Annotated in this window: 19 protein-coding genes; 9 read left to right on the top strand and 10 right to left on the bottom strand. The window is 69.8% G+C overall.

Annotated features, from left to right (window positions below; translation table 11 throughout):
• Window positions 1-52 precede the first annotated feature (52 nt).
• Together VM306_RS33265 and VM306_RS33260 are read right to left on the bottom strand one after the other, a co-directional pair.
• On the bottom strand, window positions 53-832 hold the full coding sequence (locus VM306_RS33265) for an SDR family NAD(P)-dependent oxidoreductase (RefSeq protein WP_325521956.1): 780 nt from the start codon (window positions 830-832) through the stop codon (window positions 53-55).
• Window positions 833-843: 11 nt separating this feature from the next.
• Entirely contained in the window at window positions 844-1,167 is a 324-nt protein-coding gene (locus VM306_RS33260) for a 2Fe-2S iron-sulfur cluster-binding protein (RefSeq protein ID WP_325521954.1), read from the bottom strand.
• Between the two features lie 634 nt (window positions 1,168-1,801).
• Between VM306_RS33260 and VM306_RS33255 the strand changes: the two genes are divergently transcribed.
• A complete protein-coding gene (locus tag VM306_RS33255) occupies window positions 1,802-3,220 on the top strand; it encodes an alpha/beta fold hydrolase (RefSeq protein WP_325521952.1) in 1,419 nt (472 codons plus the stop codon).
• Between the two features lie 57 nt (window positions 3,221-3,277).
• On the opposite strand, the gene VM306_RS33250 is transcribed toward VM306_RS33255, so the two are convergent.
• Together VM306_RS33250 and VM306_RS33245 are read right to left on the bottom strand one after the other, a co-directional pair.
• A complete protein-coding gene (locus tag VM306_RS33250) occupies window positions 3,278-4,510 on the bottom strand; it encodes a cytochrome P450 (RefSeq protein ID WP_325521950.1) in 1,233 nt (410 codons plus the stop codon).
• Between the two features lie 28 nt (window positions 4,511-4,538).
• The gene (locus tag VM306_RS33245) at window positions 4,539-5,297 is read right to left on the bottom strand and encodes an SDR family oxidoreductase (protein WP_325521949.1); all 759 of its coding nucleotides are present in this window, start codon (window positions 5,295-5,297) and stop codon (window positions 4,539-4,541) included.
• Window positions 5,298-5,395: 98 nt separating this feature from the next.
• On the opposite strand from VM306_RS33245, the gene VM306_RS33240 reads away from it, so the two are divergent.
• Window positions 5,396-5,725 carry a hypothetical protein gene (locus VM306_RS33240; protein WP_325521947.1) on the top strand — a complete coding sequence of 110 codons (330 nt, stop codon included), beginning with the start codon at window positions 5,396-5,398 and terminating at the stop codon, window positions 5,723-5,725.
• Between the two features lie 49 nt (window positions 5,726-5,774).
• Here the strand turns inward: VM306_RS33240 and VM306_RS33235 are convergent, their stop codons facing one another.
• Both VM306_RS33235 and VM306_RS33230 read right to left on the bottom strand, forming a co-directional pair.
• Window positions 5,775-6,779 (bottom strand): NADP-dependent oxidoreductase, encoded by a 1,005-nt coding sequence (locus tag VM306_RS33235; RefSeq protein ID WP_325521945.1) that lies wholly within the window; start codon window positions 6,777-6,779, stop codon window positions 5,775-5,777.
• 9 nt (window positions 6,780-6,788) lie between these two features.
• Complete coding sequence (locus VM306_RS33230) at window positions 6,789-8,003, bottom strand: cytochrome P450 (RefSeq protein WP_325521943.1); 1,215 nt, start codon at window positions 8,001-8,003, stop codon at window positions 6,789-6,791.
• Between the two features lie 148 nt (window positions 8,004-8,151).
• Here VM306_RS33230 and VM306_RS33225 point away from each other — a divergent pair, with 148 nt between their 5' ends.
• On the top strand, window positions 8,152-9,273 hold the full coding sequence (locus VM306_RS33225) for an epoxide hydrolase (RefSeq protein WP_325521941.1): 1,122 nt from the start codon (window positions 8,152-8,154) through the stop codon (window positions 9,271-9,273).
• 57 nt (window positions 9,274-9,330) lie between these two features.
• Window positions 9,331-10,755 carry an MFS transporter gene (locus VM306_RS33220; RefSeq protein ID WP_325521939.1) on the top strand — a complete coding sequence of 475 codons (1,425 nt, stop codon included), beginning with the start codon at window positions 9,331-9,333 and terminating at the stop codon, window positions 10,753-10,755.
• 46 nt (window positions 10,756-10,801) lie between these two features.
• Here VM306_RS33220 and VM306_RS33215 read toward each other — a convergent pair whose 3' ends face one another.
• Window positions 10,802-12,019 carry a cytochrome P450 gene (locus VM306_RS33215; RefSeq protein ID WP_325521937.1) on the bottom strand — a complete coding sequence of 406 codons (1,218 nt, stop codon included), beginning with the start codon at window positions 12,017-12,019 and terminating at the stop codon, window positions 10,802-10,804.
• Window positions 12,020-12,198: 179 nt separating this feature from the next.
• Between VM306_RS33215 and VM306_RS33210 the strand changes: the two genes are divergently transcribed.
• From VM306_RS33210 to VM306_RS33200, 3 genes are all read left to right on the top strand, one after another.
• Window positions 12,199-13,374 carry an NAD(P)/FAD-dependent oxidoreductase gene (locus tag VM306_RS33210; protein WP_325521936.1) on the top strand — a complete coding sequence of 392 codons (1,176 nt, stop codon included), beginning with the start codon at window positions 12,199-12,201 and terminating at the stop codon, window positions 13,372-13,374.
• A gap of 108 nt (window positions 13,375-13,482) precedes the next feature.
• Window positions 13,483-13,710 (top strand): phosphopantetheine-binding protein, encoded by a 228-nt coding sequence (locus VM306_RS33205; protein WP_325521935.1) that lies wholly within the window; start codon window positions 13,483-13,485, stop codon window positions 13,708-13,710.
• 22 nt (window positions 13,711-13,732) lie between these two features.
• Window positions 13,733-14,779 (top strand): ketoacyl-ACP synthase III family protein, encoded by a 1,047-nt coding sequence (locus VM306_RS33200; RefSeq protein ID WP_325521933.1) that lies wholly within the window; start codon window positions 13,733-13,735, stop codon window positions 14,777-14,779.
• Between the two features lie 61 nt (window positions 14,780-14,840).
• On the opposite strand, the gene VM306_RS33195 is transcribed toward VM306_RS33200, so the two are convergent.
• Entirely contained in the window at window positions 14,841-16,361 is a 1,521-nt protein-coding gene (locus tag VM306_RS33195; RefSeq protein WP_325521931.1) for an amino acid adenylation domain-containing protein, read from the bottom strand.
• Between the two features lie 142 nt (window positions 16,362-16,503).
• Between VM306_RS33195 and VM306_RS33190 the strand changes: the two genes are divergently transcribed.
• Window positions 16,504-17,310, top strand: a complete 807-nt coding sequence (locus VM306_RS33190) for a methyltransferase domain-containing protein (protein ID WP_325521929.1) — start codon at window positions 16,504-16,506, stop codon at window positions 17,308-17,310.
• 101 nt (window positions 17,311-17,411) lie between these two features.
• Window positions 17,412-17,858, top strand: a complete 447-nt coding sequence (locus VM306_RS33185; RefSeq protein WP_325521927.1) for a hypothetical protein — start codon at window positions 17,412-17,414, stop codon at window positions 17,856-17,858.
• Window positions 17,859-17,918: 60 nt separating this feature from the next.
• Here the strand turns inward: VM306_RS33185 and VM306_RS33180 are convergent, their stop codons facing one another.
• A complete protein-coding gene (locus tag VM306_RS33180) occupies window positions 17,919-19,628 on the bottom strand; it encodes an MFS transporter (RefSeq protein WP_325521925.1) in 1,710 nt (569 codons plus the stop codon).
• A gap of 256 nt (window positions 19,629-19,884) precedes the next feature.
• Window positions 19,885-20,964, bottom strand: a complete 1,080-nt coding sequence (locus VM306_RS33175) for an acyl-CoA dehydrogenase family protein (RefSeq protein WP_325521923.1) — start codon at window positions 20,962-20,964, stop codon at window positions 19,885-19,887.
• Window positions 20,965-20,966 lie beyond the last annotated feature (2 nt).

The following is a 20,966-nucleotide window of genomic DNA, read 5'->3' as shown; positions in this document are numbered from 1 at the left end:
CTGGCAGCCCGCCTGCCCGGCCCCGACGACGACTACCGACTCGCCGCGCATGTCAGTAGTTGCCCAGCCCGCCGCAGACGTTGAGCGCCTGCGCGGTGATCGAGGACGCGGTGTCCGTGGTCAGGTACGTCACGAGACCGGCGACCTCTTCCGGCGTGCTGTACCGACCCAGCGGGATCTTGGCGTTGAACTTCTCGAGGACCTCGTCCTCGGTGACACCCCAGTGGTTCGCGTAGCCCTGGCGGACACGGCCGGCCATGGGCGTCTCGACGTAACCGGGGCACACCGCGTTGACGGTGATCCCGCTCTTGGCGAGCTCGATGCCGACGGCCTTGGTGAACCCGACGACGCCGTGCTTGGACGCGGAGTAGGGCGCGGCGAACACGACGCCCTGCTTGCCCCCGGTGGAGGCGATGTTGATGATCCGTCCCCAGGTCTGCTCGACCATCTTGCCGGTGGACAGAACCTCTTTGGTGAAGCGGAAGACGCCGTTGAGGTTGGTGTCGATGACGTCGAGCCAGAGGTTCTCGTCCAGCTCGGCGGTGATGCCGCCACCACCCCGGCCGGCGTTGTTGACGAGGATCTCGATGGGCCCGAAGACCTCGACGGCCTTCTGGACGGCGGTGCGGATGTCCTCTGTGGACGTGACGTCGGAGGCGGCACCGTCGGCCTCGATGCCCTCCTCGCGAAGCTGCTTGACCGTGGTCTGGACGTTCTCGGCGTTGCGGGCCACGACGAAAACCGCGTGCCCCTCCCTGCCGAGACTGCGCGCGACCTCGAGACCGATACCGCTGGTAGCGCCCGTGACCAGGGCGACCCGTCGCTGGCTCATGCTCTTCTCCCTCAGAGTTGCTTCTCTGGCATGTGCACGACGAGCCCGTCCTGGTCCTCGGTCACGGGGATCTGGCAGCTCAGCCGGCTGTTCGCCGTGCGCTCGCAGGCGGTGAAGTAGAGGAGCTCGTCCTCGACCTGGTGCATCTGCGACAGCGGCTTGGTGTTCTCGGGGTCGATGTACACGTGGCAGGTGCCGCAGGAAGCCCCACCGCCGCACTGGGCGACGATTCCCTTGATGCCGTTGAGAACCGCGCCGCGCATCACGGTGTCGTCCTGGGCAACGTCGACAACGGTCTCAACCCCGTCGTGCGCTACGTAAGTGATCTTTGGCATGGCAGTTCTCCCACGGATCTGCGGCTCGCCGGACGTGGTTCACCTTGCCCAGCGGCGCTTTGCACGTGGTGGAGACCACCTTGAGCGTTCGGCTCGGTGCGGCGGGGGCTTTCGGGCTGGCCGGTGAGGCGATGTGATCGCTTGGGGTCGGTGGGGGCGAGGATTCGTGCGGGCGTCGTTCTGGGCCTGGACGCGCCTGAGCCACGAGTGATCAACCGGGCTGCGATGCCGTCGGCGTCACTCGGACGGGTGATCCTCGTCCTGATTCAGGCCTGGGGCCGTCTGATAGATGTCACGAAACCATGGTCATCTTCACCGCCGCAGGAAGGAAGGCGCGGGCAGGGACAGGCACCGGCACGGTCAGGCATCGTCGGGTACGGGCCGGTAGGGATGAAGGACAGCCGGAACGTGGTCGGCACGGACGAGGCGTGGTCGGGCACGGACGAGCCACGGCCGGACACGGGGACGCTCAACGAAGCGTGGACGTTCTCTCGCGCGCCTCCCCACACGCCGCACGCCGCCCCCGCGCGGCATGCGGCGACCACCCCTCCCCGGCAGGGCCAGCTCCGGCGGCATTCGAGGGAGCCTTGCGACGCTGCGGTGTCGGCGCACACCCACACGCGGAGGTTCCACCGTGCCCCTCAAGGAGTTCTACGACCAGCAGGTGAACTGGTCACCGCCGTTCGAGGACGGCCTTGAACGCGCGACGGTCGTCGTGCCACGCGACTACTCCGATCCGGACGGTCCCAAGCTCACCATCGCGCTCGCCCGCCTCAGGGCCACGGACCGGGCCCAGCGGCGCGGGGTCCTGCTGGCCGTCAACGGCGGGCCCGGTGGCGACGGGGGTGACGGCCTCAACCTGATCAAGCACTTCGGGAGCAGGGTCAGGGCCGCCTACGACCTCATCGGGTTCGACCCGCGCGGGTACGGCGAGTCGACCAAGCTCTACAGCGAGGTCACGGTTCCCAAGGCGCCGTTCGACTCGCGGCCGCCCGACTCGTTGTTCGAGCAGCTGGCCGAGGACATGCGGCTGCGCGAGCTCGGGTGCCAGAAGGCCGGCGGTGAGCTGCGGCAGCACATCACGACGCGCAACACCGCGCGCGACATGGATCTCATCCGGGTTGTGCTCGGCGAGGAGAAGATCTCGTTCGTCGGGTACGCGTACGGCACGTACGTCGGTGCGGTCTACGGCACGATGTTCCCCGAGAACCTCGACCGCACGGTGCTCGACTCGTGCATCAATCCACAGTGGACGTGGCGCGAGCAGTTCGTCACCCAGGCGGAGGCGGTGTACCGCAACGTCGCGCTGTGGGCGGAGTGGACCGCGGAGCGCGACGGGCACTTCCACCTCGGCAAGGACGCGAAAACGGTCATCGCCGAGATCGAGAAGGTCGTCGCCAAGCTCGACGAGAAGGACCAGGTGCACCTCCGGACGTTGCTCGACGGCGCGGTCGGCACCAGGGCCACGGACCGGGCCCAGTGGGACTCGCTGGGGTACCTCATCGGCGACCTCAACACGGCGCTCGACGACGGCAACCTCGACAAGGCCCGGACGCTCATCGTCGGGCAGGGCACGTGGCGGCCGCAGGACCAGGAGGGCGACCTGCGGGTCGGCGTGCTGGAGGCCATCACGCTGGAGACCTACTGGCCGCAGGACCTCGAGGTCTACTACGCCGACGTCCGCAAGCACCGGGCCGAGCACCCGTACGGGTACGGGGTTCTGCGCGCGCAGCCGTGGGTCGGCGCGTTCCGGACGTTCGAAAGCCTTGAGCCGCCTACGAAACTGGCGCAGCCCGGTTATCCCAAGGGGCTCGTCGTGCAGGCGGACGGCGACCCGATGGACCGCTACGAGGGCGGTGTGGTGCTCGCCTCGCTGCTGGACCACCCGCTGGTCGTCATCGAGGACTCCGGTGACCACGAGGTGTACGCGTTGGCGGGCAACGAGGTTCTCGACGCCCTGGTCGACGACTACCTCGTCGACGGCGTGCTGCCCGCGGCCAAGCACACGAGGGTTCCGGGCCACGTGAAGCGCCCGGACATCCCGAAGGACTGACAAGCAGAGAAGGGGCCCTGCTCGGCGAACGAGCGGGGCCCCTTCTCCGTGACAACCTCAGTCCTCCGCGGGGATGTCCCAGGTGACCGGCAGCTCCCAGAGGCCGTAGATCACGGCGCCCTCCTTGCGCGGGATCTCCAGGAACGGCTTGGCGAGCCGCAGCGACGGGATGCGCTGGAACAGCGTCGTCCACACCAGCTGCATCTCCAGGCGCGCGAGGTCGGCGCCGATGCAGTGGTGCAGGCCGTGGCCGAACCCGAGGTGCTTGCGGGTGCCGCGTTCCAGGATCAGCTTCTCCGGCTCCGGGAAGACCTCCGGGTCGCGGTTGCCGTTGAGGCCCAGGCACAGGATGCCGTCGCCGGCCTTGATGGTCTTGCCCGCGATCTCGATGTCCTCCAGCGCGACGCGCGGGATGGCGGTGTCACCGATGGTCGCGATGCGGACCAGTTCCTCGACGGCCGGCTCGATCATGCCCTCCGGGTCGTCGAGCAGCAGCTTGAGCTGGTCCGGGTTCTCCAGCAGGGCGGCGGTGCCCAGTGACAGCATCGAGGCCGTGGTCTCGTGGCCGCCGTTCATCAGCAGGCGGATCATGTTGAACAGGTCGCGGCGCGTGTACTCCTCGCCGGACGCGGCGTACTCGGCCATCGCGCGGCTGAGCAGGTCCTCGCCGGGCTCCTTCTCCTTCAGCGTGATCAGCTTGTCGACGTAGGCGTTCACCTCGACGATCGCGGCCTGGCGCTGTTCGGGCGTGGAGTGGCCGCCGAGGAGGCAGGTGCCGTGCTCGATGAAGAAGTCGTGCTCGTCCTGCGGGATGCCGAGCAGCTCGCAGATGACGGTCATCGGGACGGCCAGCGAGAACTCGCGGTGGAAGTCGATCGGCGGCGTCATCGTGAGGATCTTGTCGATGTACTCGTCGACGATCTCCTGGATGCGGCCGCGCAGCCGCTTCACCTGGCGGTTGGTGAACGTCACGGCCGCCTTGCGCCGGGTCTTGGTGTGCTCCGGGTTGTCGTAGCCGATGAACGACGTCTCGGTGCGGAACTCCGGCGGCGCGATGAAGTAGAACGGGAAGTTGTCGTGCTTGCGCGACGCGCTGATCCGCGGGTCCGTGAGGAGCTGCTTGATCGTGTGGTAGCCGCTGATCGTCCAGATCCGCAGCCCGGACCCGGTGAGCGTCACCTCGACGACGTCCTCCTGGGCCATCTCGGTGTACTGCGCGGGCGGGGTGAACGGGCACTGGCGCTTGTACGGGAACGTGTCCACACCGGGCTCGGTGGCGCTGCTGGTCATCTGTCGGTTCCTCCTGGTTCGGGTTGGCTCACGCCAGGTCAGCGCCGCCATCGAGCGTGATGATCTGACCGGTCACCCACGAGCTCGCCGGCTCGGCGAAGCGGGTGATCCACGGCACGACGTCGTCGACCTCGCCGGCGCGTCCCAGCGGCGTCCGGGAGGCCTGGAAGCCGAAGTAGCCCTCGACCTCCTCGGGGCTCAGGCCGTTGGCCGAGTAGACCTCCGTGCGCACCGCGGCGGGCGCGACCGCGTTGACGCGGATGCCCTGCGGAGCCAGTTCGAGTGCCCAGCTGCGGACGAGGCTGTCCACGGCGGCCTTGCTCGCGCCGTACACGCCGCCGCCCGGGACGGCGGTGTGCCCGGCGTTGCTGGAGACGAACACGATGCTGCCGCCGGGCGAAGTCATCTTCGGCAGCAGTGCGGCGGTCAGCACCAGCGGGCCGACCAGGTTGGTCTCCAGCACGTCGCGGGCGGTTCCGATGTCGAAACCGGCGACGGGCGTGAAGCGGAAGATGCCGGCGTTGTGCACCAGCACGTCGACCCTGCCGCCGCCCAGTTTCACGGCGTCGGCGACTTTCTGCGCGCCTTCCTCGGTCGTCACGTCCGCGACGACGGCGGTGATCGCGGGGTGCAGCGCCACGACCTCGGTGAGCCGGTTCTCCCGGCGGCCGGTGATGATCACGTTCGACGCGCCGAGGTCGGCGAACGCCAGCGCCGCCGCGCGGCCGATGCCGGTTCCCCCACCCGTCACGACGACCTGCTGTCCGGCAAATGGTGCGTCCGACATGACGCCTCCAGCTTCTCTCCACTCGGTAGTGTGGTCACCCGCAACCCTGCTCGGTGAGCCTTGAGTCCAGGTCTAGGTCGGGCGGAAACCCTGGGGGTATGGGAATTTTCGCGGTGGGAAGGTGGCGCGCACGGGTCGGGAGACCCGGTGGCGACACGGAAAGCGAGTTCGAGTTCGCCCGCGACGGATCCGCGTTGCTCGTCGTGGGTGGAAAGGGTTCCGGTACGTGGAAGTCGACCGGGCCCGACACGTTCAGCTATCGGATTCTCGAAGAACTGACCGAGATGCCGGGCACGATCGAGATCGCGCAGGAAGCAGTGCTGCGCGGTGACGAGTTCGTCAGCAACGGGAACGCGGTGGTGCGCCTCGCGAACGGCACCACGGCACGCGAGGCCGCGATCAGCATCACGGCACAGCGGCTGGGCTAGAACCTCGAAGGGGGCGCCAGAACAGGCGCCCCCTTCTCCCGAGCGCGCGTCAGGAGATCTTGACCGTCACGTTGCCGGTGTACTTGCCTTCCAGCAACGACAGCAGAGCCTGCGGCGCGGCTTTGATCCCGCCCTCGACGATGGTGTGCGGGAAGACGAACCTGCCCTCCTGCAACCACTGTCCGAAGTGGACGACCCAGTTCTGGATCTGCTCCGGCAGGTGGTAGCAGGCGAACGGGCGGATCTCCAGGTGCTTGGTGATGGCCGTCATCAGGTCGAGCCGGGGGTGCTCGGCCTTGCCGTCGACCTGGTTCGCGAGCGCGCCGCACAACGCGAACCGGGCGTGCGGGCGGGCGGCCTGGATCGCGGCCTCGAACTGCTCGCCGCCCACGTTGTCGAAGAAGACGCTGATGCCGTCCGGCGCGAGCTCGCGCAGCCGGTCGACCGCGGGGCCGTCCTTGTAGTTGAACGCGGCGTCGAAGCCGAGCTCGTTCACCAGCCAGTCGACCTTCTCCTGGCTGCCGGCCGAGCCGATCACCCTGGCGCCGCGGGCCTTCGCGATCTGCCCTGCCAGCGATCCGACACCACCGGCGGCGCCGGTGACGAACACGACGTCGCCTTCACCGGCCTGCGCGAGGGTCGCCATGCCGTAGTACGCCGTGGGTCCCTGCGACAGGAAGTAGACCGGCGAGGGCACGTACTGCGGGTTCTGCTTGATGAACTGCTGCGCGGGACCGGCCCAGTACTCCTGCCAGCCGCCGAACGACTGCACGAGGTCGCCGACCGCGAGGTCCGGGCTGTTCGACTTCACGACGGTGCCGACACCGCCGGCGCCGGCGGGCTCGCCGACCTTCCACGGCGGCACGCCGGGGATCTGGCAGTCGGACCTCATGAACTCCTTGAAGGCGGCGGCCACCGACACGTAGTCGACGCGCACCAGCACCTCACCGTCACCGATCTCGGGGACGGCCACCTCGACGACGTCGAAGTGGTCGAGGGTCAGGTCGTCCTCGACGTGCTGGGCCAGCCTGACCTCGCACTGCTTGTCCGGCATGGCTTTCTCCTATCCCCAGATCACCGGGAGGGTGCTGAGCGTGTGGTTGATCTCGCCGTGGTGCCACGACAGCTCGTTCTCCGGCTTCGCCAGCCGCAGGTCGGGGAAGCGCCGCAGCAGGCCCTCGAGCGCGATCGCCATCTCCATGCGCCCCAGCTGCTTGCCGAGGCAGTAGTGCATGCCGTGCCCGAACGAGATGTGCGGGTTGTGCTCGCGGGTGATGTCGAGCTTGTCGGGCTCGGCGAACACCTCGCCGTCGCGGTTGGCGGAGGTGAGCGAGAAGATCACCGGGTCGCCCGCGGGGATCCGCACGCCGCCGATCTCCAGGTCCTCCGCGGCGATGCGCGGGAAGCCGGTCGTGTCGGTGGCGAAGAGGTTGACGTGCCGCAGCAGCTCCTCGACGGCGGTGGGGATGAGCTCCGGCTGGGCGGCCAGCCTGTCCCAGTCCTCGCGGTGGTGCTCGAGCAGGGCCAGCAGCGAGTTGGCCAGCTGGTTCGCGGTCGTGTCGAACCCGGCGCCGATGAGGGTGAAGCCGAACGTCACCAGTTCCCGCTCGCTGAGCCGGTCGTCGTTGTCCCTGGCCGCGATCAGGTCGGACAGCATGTCGTTGCCCGGGTTCGCCCGCTTGTCCGCGATGAGGCCGACGATGTAGTCGTTCAGCCTGCCCAGCGCGGCCAGCGACTCCTCGCCGCCCGCCCGGTCGTCGACCGTGGCGAACGCGCGGGCGTCCTGCTCGAAGGCACGCAGGTCCTCGCTCGGCACGCCGAGCATCTCACCGATGACCGTCAGGGGCAGCGGCACGCAGAACTGCTCGACGAGGTCGACCACCGGCCCCTTCTCCTGGATGGCGTCCAGCAGCTCGTCGCACACCCGCTGCACGTTGGGCCGCATCGCCTCGACGCGCCGCACCGTGAACGCGCCGGCGACCAGCTTGCGCAGCCGCGAGTGCTCGGACCCGTCCAGCGAGATGATCATCTCGGGGGTGGTGGTCATCGACCCGCCGATGCGCGGCGCGCCCTCCGCACAGGTCAGCGCCCGGCTCAGCCGCTGGTCGGCCAGCGCGGCCCGCACGTCCTCGTACCGGGACACCACCCAGGCATCCACACCGCCCGCCGTCGGCACCTTCGCCACCGGGCACTCGGCGCGCATCGTGGCGTAGGCGGGAGCCGGTCCGTGATAGGACGAGCCGGCGAACGGGAACTCTTCCAGCTCATGGGCAGACAAGGTGGCACCTCCGGTATGGCGGGACTGCTCGCGACGAGTCGGACGTCGGGCTCCGACAGTGCACGTCCTGCCTCGAAAGCGGCTCGATCCGGAAGATCGCCGCAGCACGTCGACCCGGAATCGAGCACGGAAACCTAGCCTCGCCACCATGAACGCTGAACTCGTGCCGTTCCGGGTCGCTGTCGCCGACTCCGAACTGGCGGACCTGCGCACCCGGCTGGCGGCGACCAGGTGGCCGGACGCCGAGACGGTCGACGACTGGTCGCAGGGGATGCCGCTGGCGTACGCCCAGGAGCTGAGCGAGTACTGGGCGACCCGCTACGACTGGCGCGCGACCGAGGCGCGGCTGAACGCCGTCCCCCAGTTCAAGACGACGATCGACGGCGTCGGCATCCACTTCCTGCACGCCCGCTCACCGCACCCGCAAGCCCGTCCGCTGCTGCTCACGCACGGCTGGCCGGGTTCGGTCGCGGAGTTCCTCGACGTCATCGAGCCGCTGACCAACCCGCCGGACCCCGCCGACGCGTTCCACGTCGTCGCGCCCTCGTTGCCCGGCTACGGTTTCAGCGACAAGCCGACCGGCACGGGCTGGACGCTGGAACGCATCGCCGCGGCACTGGTGACGCTCATGGGACGCGTCGGCTACGACCGGTTCTTCGCGCACGGCAACGACTGGGGCTCGTTCATCACGGGGATCCTCGGCCACATCGCGCCCGATCACGTCGACGGCATCCACCTCGTCATGCCGTTCGCCCCGGCGCCGGAGGAGGAAGTGCAACTGTCCCAAGAGGACTACCGGGGTCTTGGTGCGCTGAAGGAGTTCGCCGCCAAGGAGTCCGCCTACGCCGCCGTGCAGTCCACGAAGCCGCAGTCGCTCGCCTACGGCCTCACCGACTCCCCCGTCGGCCAGCTCGGCTGGGCCGGCGAGAAGTACTGGTCGTGGAGCGACCACGACGGCGACGCGGAGAAGATCATCCCGCGGGACCGCATCCTCGACATGGTGTCGGTGTGCTGGTTCACCGCGACCGCGGCGTCCTCGGGCCGGCTGTACTGGGAGAGCTACAACAAGTCGCCGCTCACGCGGGTCGACGTGCCGACGGGTTTCTCGGTGTTCCCCGCCGACGCGCGCATGCCCAGGGCGTGGGCCGAGCACCGGTTCACCGATCTGCGGTACTGGAAGGAGATGCCGTCCGGCGGCCACTTCCCCGCGCTGGAGAACCCGGTCGTGCTGGTCGACGAGCTGCGCGGGTTCTTCCGAACGCTGCGGTGACGACCTGTTCGAGCCAGGCCCGAACCCAGGTAAACCACGACCGGGCACCGTGAGCGCATGACAGCTCAGACGACGAGTACCCGGTCCGCCGGGGTGGGTTCCCGGCTCGGCCTAGTGCTGGCCGTGTGCTGCCTCGGCCAGTTCATGAACGTGCTGGACGCCTCGGTCATGAACGTCGCACTGCCGTCCATCTTCGAGGAGCTCCGCTTCGAGCGCCACGACCTGCAGTGGGTCAACAGCGCCTACACCATCGCCGTGTGCGGCTTCCTGCTGCTGGGCGGCAGGCTCGCCGACCTCTTCGGGCAGCGCCGGATCTTCCTGTTCGGCGCCGCCCTGTTCACCCTCGCCAGCGCCGTCGGCGGCCTGGCCACCTCCCCCGGCACCCTGATCGCCGCCCGCGGGTTCCAGGGCCTCGGCGCCGCGGTGATGGCACCGGCGACCCTGACGGTCCTCGGCACCACGTTCACCGATCCGGGCGGGCGCGCGAAGGCGTTCGGCTGGTGGAGCGCGGTCTCCGGTTCGGCCGGCGCGGTCGGCGTCCTGCTCGGCGGGATCATCACCGAGTCCCTGTCCTGGCGCTGGGTGCTGCTGATCAACGTGCCGCTGGGCATCGCGCTGCTGGCCATGATCCGCTGGGTGGTGCCGGAGACCGCGAGCAACGGCGGCCGCAAGGGCCTCGACGTGCCCGGCGCGATCACCGTGACGATCGGCCTGATGGCGGGCGTCTACGGCATCGCGCAGTCGCACCGGTACGGCTGGAGCTCCTGGCAGGTCGCCGGGTCGCTCGTGCTGTCGGTCGTGCTGTTCGCGTTGTTCCTGCGTCAGCAGACCCGCTCGAGCCATCCGCTCATGCCGCTCGGCATCTTCCGCAACCGCTCGGTGACCGCCGCGAACCTGGTGGCGTTCTTCGCGATCGCCGCCCTGTTCAGCACCTTCTACTTCCTCACGCTCGTCATGCAGCAGGTGATGGGCTTCGGCCCGCTCGCCACGGGCCTGGGCTACCTGCCGCTGTCGATCGGCATCGCGCTCGGCGGGTTCGGCGTGGCGAGGATCGTCCCGCGCATCGGCCCGCGCCCGGTGATGATCACCGGTCTGTTCCTGGCGTGCGCCGGGCTGCTGTGGTCGTCCGCGGCGAACGAGACCTCGACGTTCCTGGGCGCCCTTCTCGTCCCGACCAGCCTGCTGGGCCTGGGAATGGGCGCGGTGCTCAACTCCACCACGAACGCCGCGACGTCCGGCGTGCCGCGGGACCAGGCCGGTCTGGCATCGGGTCTGCTCAACACCATCCGCCAGATGGGCAGCGCGATCGGGCTGGTCGTCCTGGCCACGATGTCGTCGGCCCGCGCCGACTCCCTGCTGGCCCAGGGCGAACCACTTCGCCACGCCCTGGGCTCCGGCTACGGCCTCGCTCTGCTCGGCGCCGCCGCCTTCACGTTCTGCGGCGCCTTGGCCGCGCTGGCCGTCCCGCGCAGGTCGAGCTAGTGGTCGTGGCCCGGAACGTCGGCGGACGACGTTCCGGGCCACATCACTAGAAACCCCTGCCGTGCAGGTCGACGGGCAACTCGAGCAGCCGGTGGTTCATGTCGGCCGGCTGCCACCGCAGTTCCTGCTCTGCCACCGCGAGACGTGCGTCGGGGAAGCGCCGGGTCAGTTCCCGCAACGCCGTGACGAGCTCGATGCGGGCCAGTGGTGCGCCCAGGCAGTGGTGGATGCCGTGACCGAACGCCAGGTGCTCGCCACCCCTGGAGAAGTCGAGCTCGTCCGGCGAGGTGAACACGGCCTCGTCCCGGTTCGCCGACGTGATCGACACGAACACCGCGTCCCCCTTGGGGATCGTGACGCCGACGATCTCCACGTCCTGCAGCGCGATCCGCGGGAGGCCTGACGTGTCGTTGGTGGGCAGGTTGACCCAGCGCAGCAGTTCCTCGACGGCGGCGGGAACCTCGTCCGGGTGCTTGCCCAGCCGCGTCCAGGTGTCCTGTTCGTGGACGAGCAGGGTGACGACCGAGCTGGCCAGCTGGCAGGCGGTGGAGTCGCCGCCCGCGCCCAGCAGGGTGTAGCCGAGGCCGATCAGCTCGCCGACGTCCAGGTGGTCGTCGCCGATCCTGGCCCGTACGAGGGCGGACAGGACGTCGTCGCCGGGCTCGGCGGTCTTGCTCATCACCAGACCCGCCATGTACTCGCCGAGCTGTTCCCTGGCCGCGATGGCCTCGTCCTGCGGCCCGTCCACGGCGGCGAACCGGCGGATCCAGACGCTGAAGCGCTGCTGGTCCTCGGGCGGCACGCCGAGCAGCTCGGCGATGACGGTCAGGGCCAGCGGGAAGGTGAAGCGGCCCAACAGGTCCACCGGTGCGGTGGCGGCGTCGGCGTCCGCGCTGTCGAGCAGCTCGTCCACCAGCTCACGGACGCGGGGGCGCATGTTCTCGATCCGCTCCACCGAGAACGCCTGCGCGACAAGGGTTCGCAGGCGGGTGTGCTCGGGCGGGTCCAGTGAGATGATCATGCCGGGTGGGGCCTGGAAGAGGCCGGGGAACCGCGGGGCCTCCGGCGCGTAGGAGGCGGCCCGGCTGAACCGCACGTCGTCCAGCACGGCGCGGACGTCGTCGTAGCGGGTCACGAGCCAGGCGTGTCCGCCGCCGGTCGCGGGCAGCCGGACGACGGGCTGCTCGGCGCGGAACCGGGTGAACTGCGGGGCGGGCCCCCGGTAGCTCGATCCGGGCAGGGGGAATTCGTCTCCGGTGACCACGGGCTCTCCTCGGCGGGACGACGGGGTTCCCCCGCACGCTAGGAACGACGGCCTGAAACCCGGTCCAGCGCTGCTCGACCAGGAGTCCGCCGGGCACGCCGGGGACGCGGAGTCGAGCCGATGCCGAGATGCCGCTGTCACGCTGGCGGCGAGAACCGGACTGTCACAGGGGGTCGACGATGTACGACGTCATCGTGGTGGGCGCGAGGGTCGCGGGATCCTCCACCGCGCTGCAGTTCGCCCGAGCCGGGTACCGGGTCCTGATGGTGGACCGGGCGCGGTTCCCGAGCGACAAGCTGTCCACGCTGTACGTCCACCAGCCCGGCGTGGACCGGCTCGCCCGCTGGGGCGTGCTGGACACCGTGGTGGCCACCGGCTGCCCGGCTCTGGACCGCGCGGTCTACCAGGTCGCGGACGTCCGGCTGACCGGGTGCTCGTTGCCGGCTGGAGACCAGCGTGCGGCCTACGCGCCGCGGCGCCACCTGCTCGACAAGATCCTGATCGACGCGGCGGTCGCCGCGGGCGTGGAGTTCCGGGAAGGGACCTCGGTCTCCGGAGTGGTCTTCGACGGGGACCGGGCCACCGGCGTCGAGTTCCGCGGCGGGAGTTCCAGGGAGCACGCGCATCTGGTCGTCGGAGCGGACGGCATGCGGTCGGCCACGGCCAAGCACCTCGGCGCTCCCCACGTCGTCCAGGACCCGCTGGGAACGTGCGCGTACTACAGCTACTGGACCGGGCTGCCCGCGGACTTCGAGCTCTACGAGCGGCCGGGCAACTGGATCGGCGTGGTGCCGACCAACGACGCGACGCTCATCGCCTCGTACTCGCCGCAGGCCGACTTCGACGCCGTGCGCGCCGATCCGCAGGCGCACTACCTGGAGAGCATCCGCACCACGGCGCCCGCCCTGTACGAACGGGCGATGGCCGGCGAGCAGGTCGACCGCATGCACGGCAGCGGCGACCAGCAGAACTTCTTCCGCCAGGCCTCCGGTCCCGGCTGGGCACTGGTCGGCGACGCGGCGCACCACAAGGACTCCATCACCGCGCGCGGCATCAACGACGCCTTCTGGCAGGCCGAGCTCCTCACCACGGCGGTGGGCGACGCGCTGCACGACCCGGCGGCGCTGGACAAGCGGCTGGCGGCGTACGCCGACGACCTGCTGGACGGGCTGTTCGAGTGCTACCGCAACACTTTGGTGGTCGCGCAGCTCGAGGTCACCGAGCACAAGCTCACCATGCTGCGTGCCGTGGCGCAGTCGCCCAGCCTCACCGACCGGTACTTCGCCACCGCGTCGGGCGTCCTGTCCGTCGAGGAGTTCGACGACGACGAGCTCGACGAGGCGTTGTCCGCGTGAAGGTTCCGCCTCCGCGCGAGCTGTGTTCGACCCTCGCGCGGGAAGGTGGTGCCGCGTCGGCAAACCGCGCCGACACCTACTGGGTCGACACCTACTGGGGAGAGGTCGGTGACCGTGCGAGAAGAGCAGATGAGCACGTTGTTCGCTGAAGTGCTGGGCCTGCCGGAGATAGCGCCGGACGACAGCTTCTTCGACCTGGGCGGCCACTCGCTGCTGGCGTCCAAACTGGTCCGCCGCATCCACGCCGAGTTCGGCGTCAAGATCACATTACGTCGTTTCTACGAGGCGCCGACCGTCTCCGCCGTGGTGCGGGAGCTGGATCAGCTGAGCGCCTGAGCCACTCGAGGGGAAGATCGCAATGCGTTGGGACAACCTGTACATAGCCGGCATCGGAACCTACCTGCCGGACCAGGTGGAGACCGTCGACGAGGCGATCGCCGCCGGACGGTACACCGAGCAGAAGAAGGCCTTGAACGGTTACCGCGCCGCCCGCGTGGCCGCGCCCGGTGAGACCGGACCGGTGATGGCGGCGGTCGCGGGCCGGGAGGCGGTGGCGCGGTCGGGGCTCTCGCACGACGAGTTCGCGATCGTCGTGCACAGCTACGTCGGCCACCAGGGGCTCGACCTGTGGACGCCGGCCAGCTTCGTGCAGCAGCAGACCATCGGGGGCAACGCGCCGGCGTTCGAGGTCAGGCAGGGCTGCAACGCGTTCCTGGGAGGCATGGAGCTCGCCGCCTCCTACCTGCACGCGCAGCCGGACACGCACGCCGCGCTGGTCACCGGCGGCGACGCGTTCCAGTTGCCCTTCATCGACCGGTGGAACTCCCACGAGCAGAACGTCGACAGCGACGGCGGCGGTGCGGTCGTGCTGTCCACCCGGTCCGGCTTCGCCCGCATCCGGTCGATGTTCTCCTACGGCGACCCCTCGCTGGAGCCGCTGGGCCGCTGCCGGGCCGAGTTCAGCACGGCGCCGTTCCCCGACGGCAAGACCCTGCAGCTCGACCGCAGCATGCAGGACTACATGCACAACAAGGAGATCGACCTCGACGAGATCGTCGAGCGGATCTCCGGTGGCGTGCAGCACTCGGTGAAGCGGGCTTTGCACGAGGCCGAGATCGAGCTCGGCGACGTCCGGTTCTTCCTGCACCAGCAGCTCGCCGAGACCATCGCGGTGCACGGCCTGTACAACCTGCTGGGCGTCGACCGGGCCAAGACCGCCTACGACTGGGGCAAGGACATCGGCATGGTCGGCACGGTCGACGTGGTCCTCGGACTGGACCACGTGCTCGCCGAGCGCCAGCCGAAGCCCGGCGACTTCGTCCTCCTGCAGTGCGCGGGTGGCGGCTACGTGTGGACCGCCGCCGTGGTCGAGATCCTCGAGACGCCGCACTGGGCTCAGGGCTGACTCCGTCCTCTCAGGACATGAAAGTGGGGCTTCCCGGCCGGGAAGCCCCACTTTCGTGCGCTCAGACGTACAGGGACCGTGATGACCAGTCGGGGTCGGGCAGCGCCTTGCGGTCGACCTTGCCGTTGCCGGTGACAGGCAGTTCGGCCACGGAGACGAACGCGGCGGGCACCATGTGCTCGGGCAGCTGGGCGCGCAGGTAGGTGCGCAGCGCCCGCCGGTCGAAGTCGTCCTCCGCGCTCACGACCCACGCGACCAGCCGCCGGTCCCCGTCGTGGTGCTCCCGGACCGCCACGGCCGCGGCACGCACCCGGGGGTGCTCGGTCAGCGCGTTCTCGACCTCGCCCGGTTCGATCCGGTACCCGCGCAGCTTGAACTGGTCGTCCATCCTGCCGAGGAACTCGACCACGCCGTCCTGCCTGCGGACCACCCGGTCCCCGCTGCGGTAGTACCGGCCGGTCACGCCGCCGAAGGTCCGCTCGACGAACGCCCGCTCCGTGAGCTCGGGACGCCGCCAGTAGCCCCGGGACACCCCGGCGCCGCCGATCAGCAGCTCGCCCGGCGTGCCGGGAGGCACCGGGTTCCCCGCGTCGTCGACCACCCTGACGTCCACGTTCTGCAGCGGCCTGCCGATCGGCACCGTGCCGCTCAGCTCCTCGTCGGGCGCGATGCCGTGGCACAGCGCGAAAGTGGTGGTCTCGGTGGGCCCGTAGCCGTTGACGATCCGCAGGCCGGGAAAGGTGTCGCGCAGCCGTCGCACGTGCGGCACGGACAGGACGTCACCGCCGGCCAGTGCGGTGCGCAGCCCGCGGAACGCCTCGACGTCCACGTCGATCTGGCGGTGGAAGAGCGCCGCGGTCAGCCACATCGTGGTGATGCCGTTGTCCTGCAACAGATCGCCCAGCTCGTCGGCGTGCACCACTCCGGGTGGCGCCAGCACCAGCCGTGCCCCGTTCAGCAGCGCGCCCCAGATCTCGAACGTCGCGGCGTCGAAGGCGACCGGCGCCAGCTGCAGGACGCGGTCGTCGGCGCGGATGTCCACGAAGTTCGGCTCGGTCACCAGGTTCGTGATGTTGCGGTGCTCCACCATCACGGACTTCGGCTTGCCCGTGGACCCCGAGGTGTACATCAGGTACGCGAGGTCGTCCGGTGCGACGGGCGTGCCGAACGGCGCCGTGGGCCCGTCCGGGCGGGGCGGCACCTCCAGCGCCACGACGCCGGCGAAGACCTCGGCTTTGTCCGGTGTGGACAGCGCGGTGCCCGCGGCCGAGTCCGCGAGCATCATCGTCGTGCGCCCGCCGGGATCGGCGGGGTCGACCGGGACGTAGGCCGCTCCGGCCTTGAGCACGCCGAGCAGCGCCACCACCAGCTCCGGTGAGCGTTCCAGGCAGACGGCCACCCGGTCGCCCGGCCGCACCCCTGCCTCCGCCAGCCGCCACGCGAGCGCGTCCGACCAGCCGTCGAGCTCCGCGTAGGTGACGGTGTCCCGTCCCGCCGACACCGCGACCGCGTCCGGTGTCCTGGCCACCTGGTCGCGGAACGCCTCGGTCACCGATGTTGTCGTCACCGCCGTAGTCGTCATCCGGCCTCCTCGTCCTCCCCAGGATCGGGCACCGGGCTCGACGTCAGGTCGAGGCGCCTGTCCAGGACCGTTCCAGGCACCTCCAAGTCCTCGCCGGGACCCTGACCGTGGATGAGAAGTGTCTTCACGAAGGAGGGGGCAGTTGAGCACCTCGTCAGAACAGACAGCAGAACTCGGTCATTTCTCCGATGTGGACTCGAGCGCGGGCGCGGCCAAGCTGGTGGCGTTCATCGAGCACGCGGAGAACATGGCCCCGATTCCCGCCCTGCGCGAGCGGTCCTACGACCTGCTCGGCGTGCGGCCCGGCGACCGGGTCGTCGACGTGGGCTGCGGAGCGGGGATCTCGGTCGCGGAGCTCGCCAAGCGCGGCGCGGAGGTGACGGGGGTCGACCCCAGCGAGGGCATGATCAACGTCGCCCGCGAACGCTTCCCCGACTGCGACTACGGGGTCGCCGGCGCGGAGCAGCTCCCGCTGGCCGACGCCTCCGCGGACGGCTACCGCGCCGAGCGCGTGTACCAGCACCTCGCCGACTCGCAGGTCGCGATCACCGAGGCCCGCAGGGTGCTCAAGACCGGCGGGCGGATCGTGCTGATCGACATCGACGCCGACGGCTGGTGCGTCGACTCCGACGACAAGGAGGTGACGCGGACGTTGCTGCGGGCGTTCGCGGACACGATCAGCAACCCGTGGAGCGGGCGGAGGCTGCGGGGCCTGTTGCTGGACAACGGTTTCACCGACGTCCAGGCGGAGGCGTTCACCTGCGTCTACACCAGGTACGACGACTGCGTGCACGTGCTGGAGAGCATCGCGAAGGCGGGCGTGGACGCCGGCTCGGTGAGCCAGGAGCAGGCCGACGGCTGGCTGGCGGAGCAGCGCGAGCGCTCCGAGCGCGACCGCACCTTCGTGCACGGCCCGCTGCTGGTGGCCGCGGGCGTCAAGACCGCGTAACCCGGAACGTGGAACGGAGTGGCCATCCGCCTCGTCGCGGGTGGCCACTTCGGCGTTGGCCCACTTCGCACACCCCGTCAACCGAGCTGGAGGCGTTTTCCTTGACCACATCTCAGAAATCCCGTCGCGCACGCATCGCGCTGGCCGCGTGCCTGCTCGCGTTCCCTCTCGCCGCCGCTGGCTCGGCGAGCGCCGCCGACGAGGTCAGCCTCGTCGGCAGGTGGGACGTGATGGTGACCGTCCACAACGGCGTGCCGCCGCAGCAGGGCCCCATGATCTGCGACTTCACCCCTGACCATCGACTTCACTGCGGGACAAAACCCGGTGGGCCTCCGCAGAAAGGTGACGGCATCTGGACACAGACAGGTCGCGGCACGATCAGCTTCTGGATCACCCACCCCGAGCCGAACGGGTCGATCAACGCGACCCACCTCGGCGAGGTCACCCGCACGGGCTTCACCACCAGGGCCGTCGCCTACGTCTACCTGCCCGACGGCACACCGCTGATCGGGCCGGTCCAGGTAGAGGCCGATGCCACGCGCCTCTGACCTCCGCGAAGCCGAATGCCCCAGGCGGGAAACGCCTGGGGCATTCTCAGTGGTGCGGGCTCAGGCAACGCCGGGCGGCGGAGCGAGCTTCTTCGGCAGCGCTCCCGCGAGCAGGAACGCCAGCACGGCCAGGCCGAGTCCGACCCACAGGGTGATGTCGAAGGCACCCGAGTGCGTGTTGCCGGCCGCCTTCGCGGCGAACTTCTCCACGACCGGCTTCGCCTGCGGGTCCTGCGCCACCGAGACGCAGCTCGACGAGGTGCCCGGTGCGGCCGCTCCGCCGAGGTGCTCGACGGTGCACGCCTTGAACGAGCCGGCGATCTCGTCCGCGCGCTCGGCCGCCACGCCCGCCACGACCAGCTCCTGGCGCAGCTGGGGCGTGAGCTCCTCCGCGCTGGTGGCGGCGGACGAGGTCAGCGGAGCGAAGAACGCCAGGGACACGATCGCGATGCCGAGCGTGAACCCGAGCTGCTGCTGGGTGCTGACCAGGCCCGACGCCGCGCCCGCGTCCTTGTGGGGTACGTCGGTGAGCGCGAACAGCGAGATCGGCGTGGCCAGCGCGCCGAAGCCCAGACCGATGACGAACAGCGCGGGCACCATGGCCCAGCTGGTCAGCTCACCGTTGTTGACCAGCAGGAACAGGCCGATTCCCAGCGCGACCACGATCGCGCCGCCCTGCAGCACCGACCGGCCGAACTTCGGCACGAGTGCGATGACCGACGCCGACGCCGTGAGGAACGCGCCGATGCAGAACGCCAGCAGCGTCACACCGTTGCGCAGCGGCGAGAAGCCGAGGCCCTCCTGCATGAACAGGTACAGCGCCAGCATGAACATGCCGGTGAAGGAGAACGTCACCAGCATCAGCGCGAGCGCCGACGAGAAGCTGCGGGCCTTGAACAGGCTCAGCGGCACCAGCGGCGCACCGTCGCGGCGCTGCTTCGCCCGCTCGTAGGCGATGAACGCGGCGAAACCGCCGACGGACAGGACCATGGACACGATCGACCACACGGGCCAGTGCAGCTCGCGGCCGAAGGTCAGCGGGAACAGCAGCATCGCGAGGCTGACCGTGGCCAGCACGACACCGATGAGGTCGAGTCGCATCGCGTGCGGCGCCTTCGACTCCGGGATGAACTTGTAGCCGAGAACGCAGCCGATGATGCCGATGGGCACGTTGATCAGGAAGATGGGCCGCCAGTCCCAGCCGAAGATGTTCGCGGCGACCAGCACACCACCGATCAGCGGCGCGACCGTGGCGGCGATGCCACCGACCATGCCGTGGACCGCGAAGACCTTGCCCTTCTCCTCGTCGGGGAAGGTCACGTGGATGATCGACAGCACCTGCGGCACCATCAGACCGGCCGACAGGCCCTGCAGCAGGCGGGCACCGACCAGCATGCTCGGGTCGATCGCGATGCCGCACAGCAGCGACGACACGGCGAAGCCGATGACACCGAGCTGGAACATGCGGCGGCGGCCGTAGATGTCGCCGAGCCGCCCGCCGGTGATCAGCGTGACGGCGAACGCGAACACGTAGCCCGCCGTGATCCACTGCAGCTGGCCGAAGGTGGCGCCGAGGTCGCGCTGGATCGAGGGAAGTGCGACGTTGACGATGCTGCCGTCGAGCATGTCCATGAACACGGCGACGGTCATGATCACGAAGGCGGCCCACCGCCTCTTGTCGGGGGCCGCCGCGCCGGCGACCTGGGTCGCCTGCGCAGTGGCAGCCGCCGGTGGCGACTCCAGGTCGGGATTGACATTGGTGGAGGTCACTGTTTCTCCTCAGATCACAGATGTTTCGCTGCGCACGAACGCCGGTGAGGTTGCGGGTACTGCCTACTCGTCGCGGCTGGAAGGCCGGTCGAGTCCACCGTGTTCTGCTCCCCGCGTTCGGTAGCGACGACTGCCGGTCGAATGACCAGGGTGACCCCGTCCGCTTGAGGCGCGGTCAGGTCGCGGCGGAGCCGATCGGGCGCGCTGAAGGCCCTGGCGCCGGGAGGGGCGCCAGGGCCTGGGGCGGATCCGGTGCTCAGCCGTAGAGCGACGCCGGATAGGTGCGCACGGACGCGGTCTCGTAGCGCAACGCCACGTGGCTGGAGCTGCTCACGACGTCACGCCAGAACCGTTGCAACGCACCGCCTTCCGCGAGTCCGCTGGTGCCGGCGGCCCGCACCAGGCCACCGACCGCGTCGACCAGGACCTCGGCGGCGTAGGCGACGTTGCGCTCGTTGCGCGCCATCGCGGCCGGGGTGAACTCGCGGTCGTCGAGCACTCCGGCGTTCTGCTCGACGAGCAGCTTCGCCGACTCGACCTGGCCGGACGCGCGGACCAGGTCGACCGCGGACGTGACGGACTGCTTCTTCCCCGACAGCACCGAAACGCACGCGTCAAGCGCTCCCATCGCCGCACCGACGGCCGGAGCGGCGAACGTGAGACCGCCGACCGCCTGGAACGGGACGTTGTGGCTCGGCACCGGCGACCAGCTGGTGCCGGTGACGAGATCCGCGCGGGAGAACGACAGGTGGGCGGGCACCAGGACGTCGTCCACCACCACGGAGTGGCTGCTGGTGGCCTTCATGCCGACGCTGTCCCACGTCTCGAGCACGGTGAAGTCCTTGCGCGGCAACGCGAAGAAGCGGCCCTCGTCGCCGACCATGCCGCACAGCAGGGCCCAGTCGGCGAAGTCCACGCCGCTGACGTAGGTCCACCGGCCGCTGAGCCGGTGCCCGCCGTCCACCGCCGTGCCCCTGCCCATGGGCGGCTGGCCGGTCACGACGAACGTGTCCGGTCCGGACGCCCAGATCTCCTCGTGGCCCAGTTCCGGCAGCAGTGCCGCGAACCGCGACGAGTAGGCGGACAGCGACGCGCACCACGCCGCGGCCGAGCAGCCCTGCCCGACGGACAGGACGGCCTGGGTCAGCTCGGCGAAGCTTCCTTGCGTGCCACCGCGTTCGGCTGCGACGAAGTGCCGCGCGAACCCCGCCTCGCGCAGTGCCTCCACGACCTCGGGAGCCAGCCTGCGGGTGGCGTCCGCTCGCGCCGCGTGTTCCGCGGCGAGCAGCTTGACCTTCTCCGCCACAGCCGCGAGGCCGGTGTTGTGAGCAGTCACCT

It is taken from the genome of Lentzea sp. (genome assembly GCF_035525475.1).
Classification (GTDB): Bacteria; Actinomycetota; Actinomycetes; order Mycobacteriales; family Pseudonocardiaceae; genus Lentzea.
This window is presented reverse-complemented; position numbering and strand designations above follow the sequence as displayed.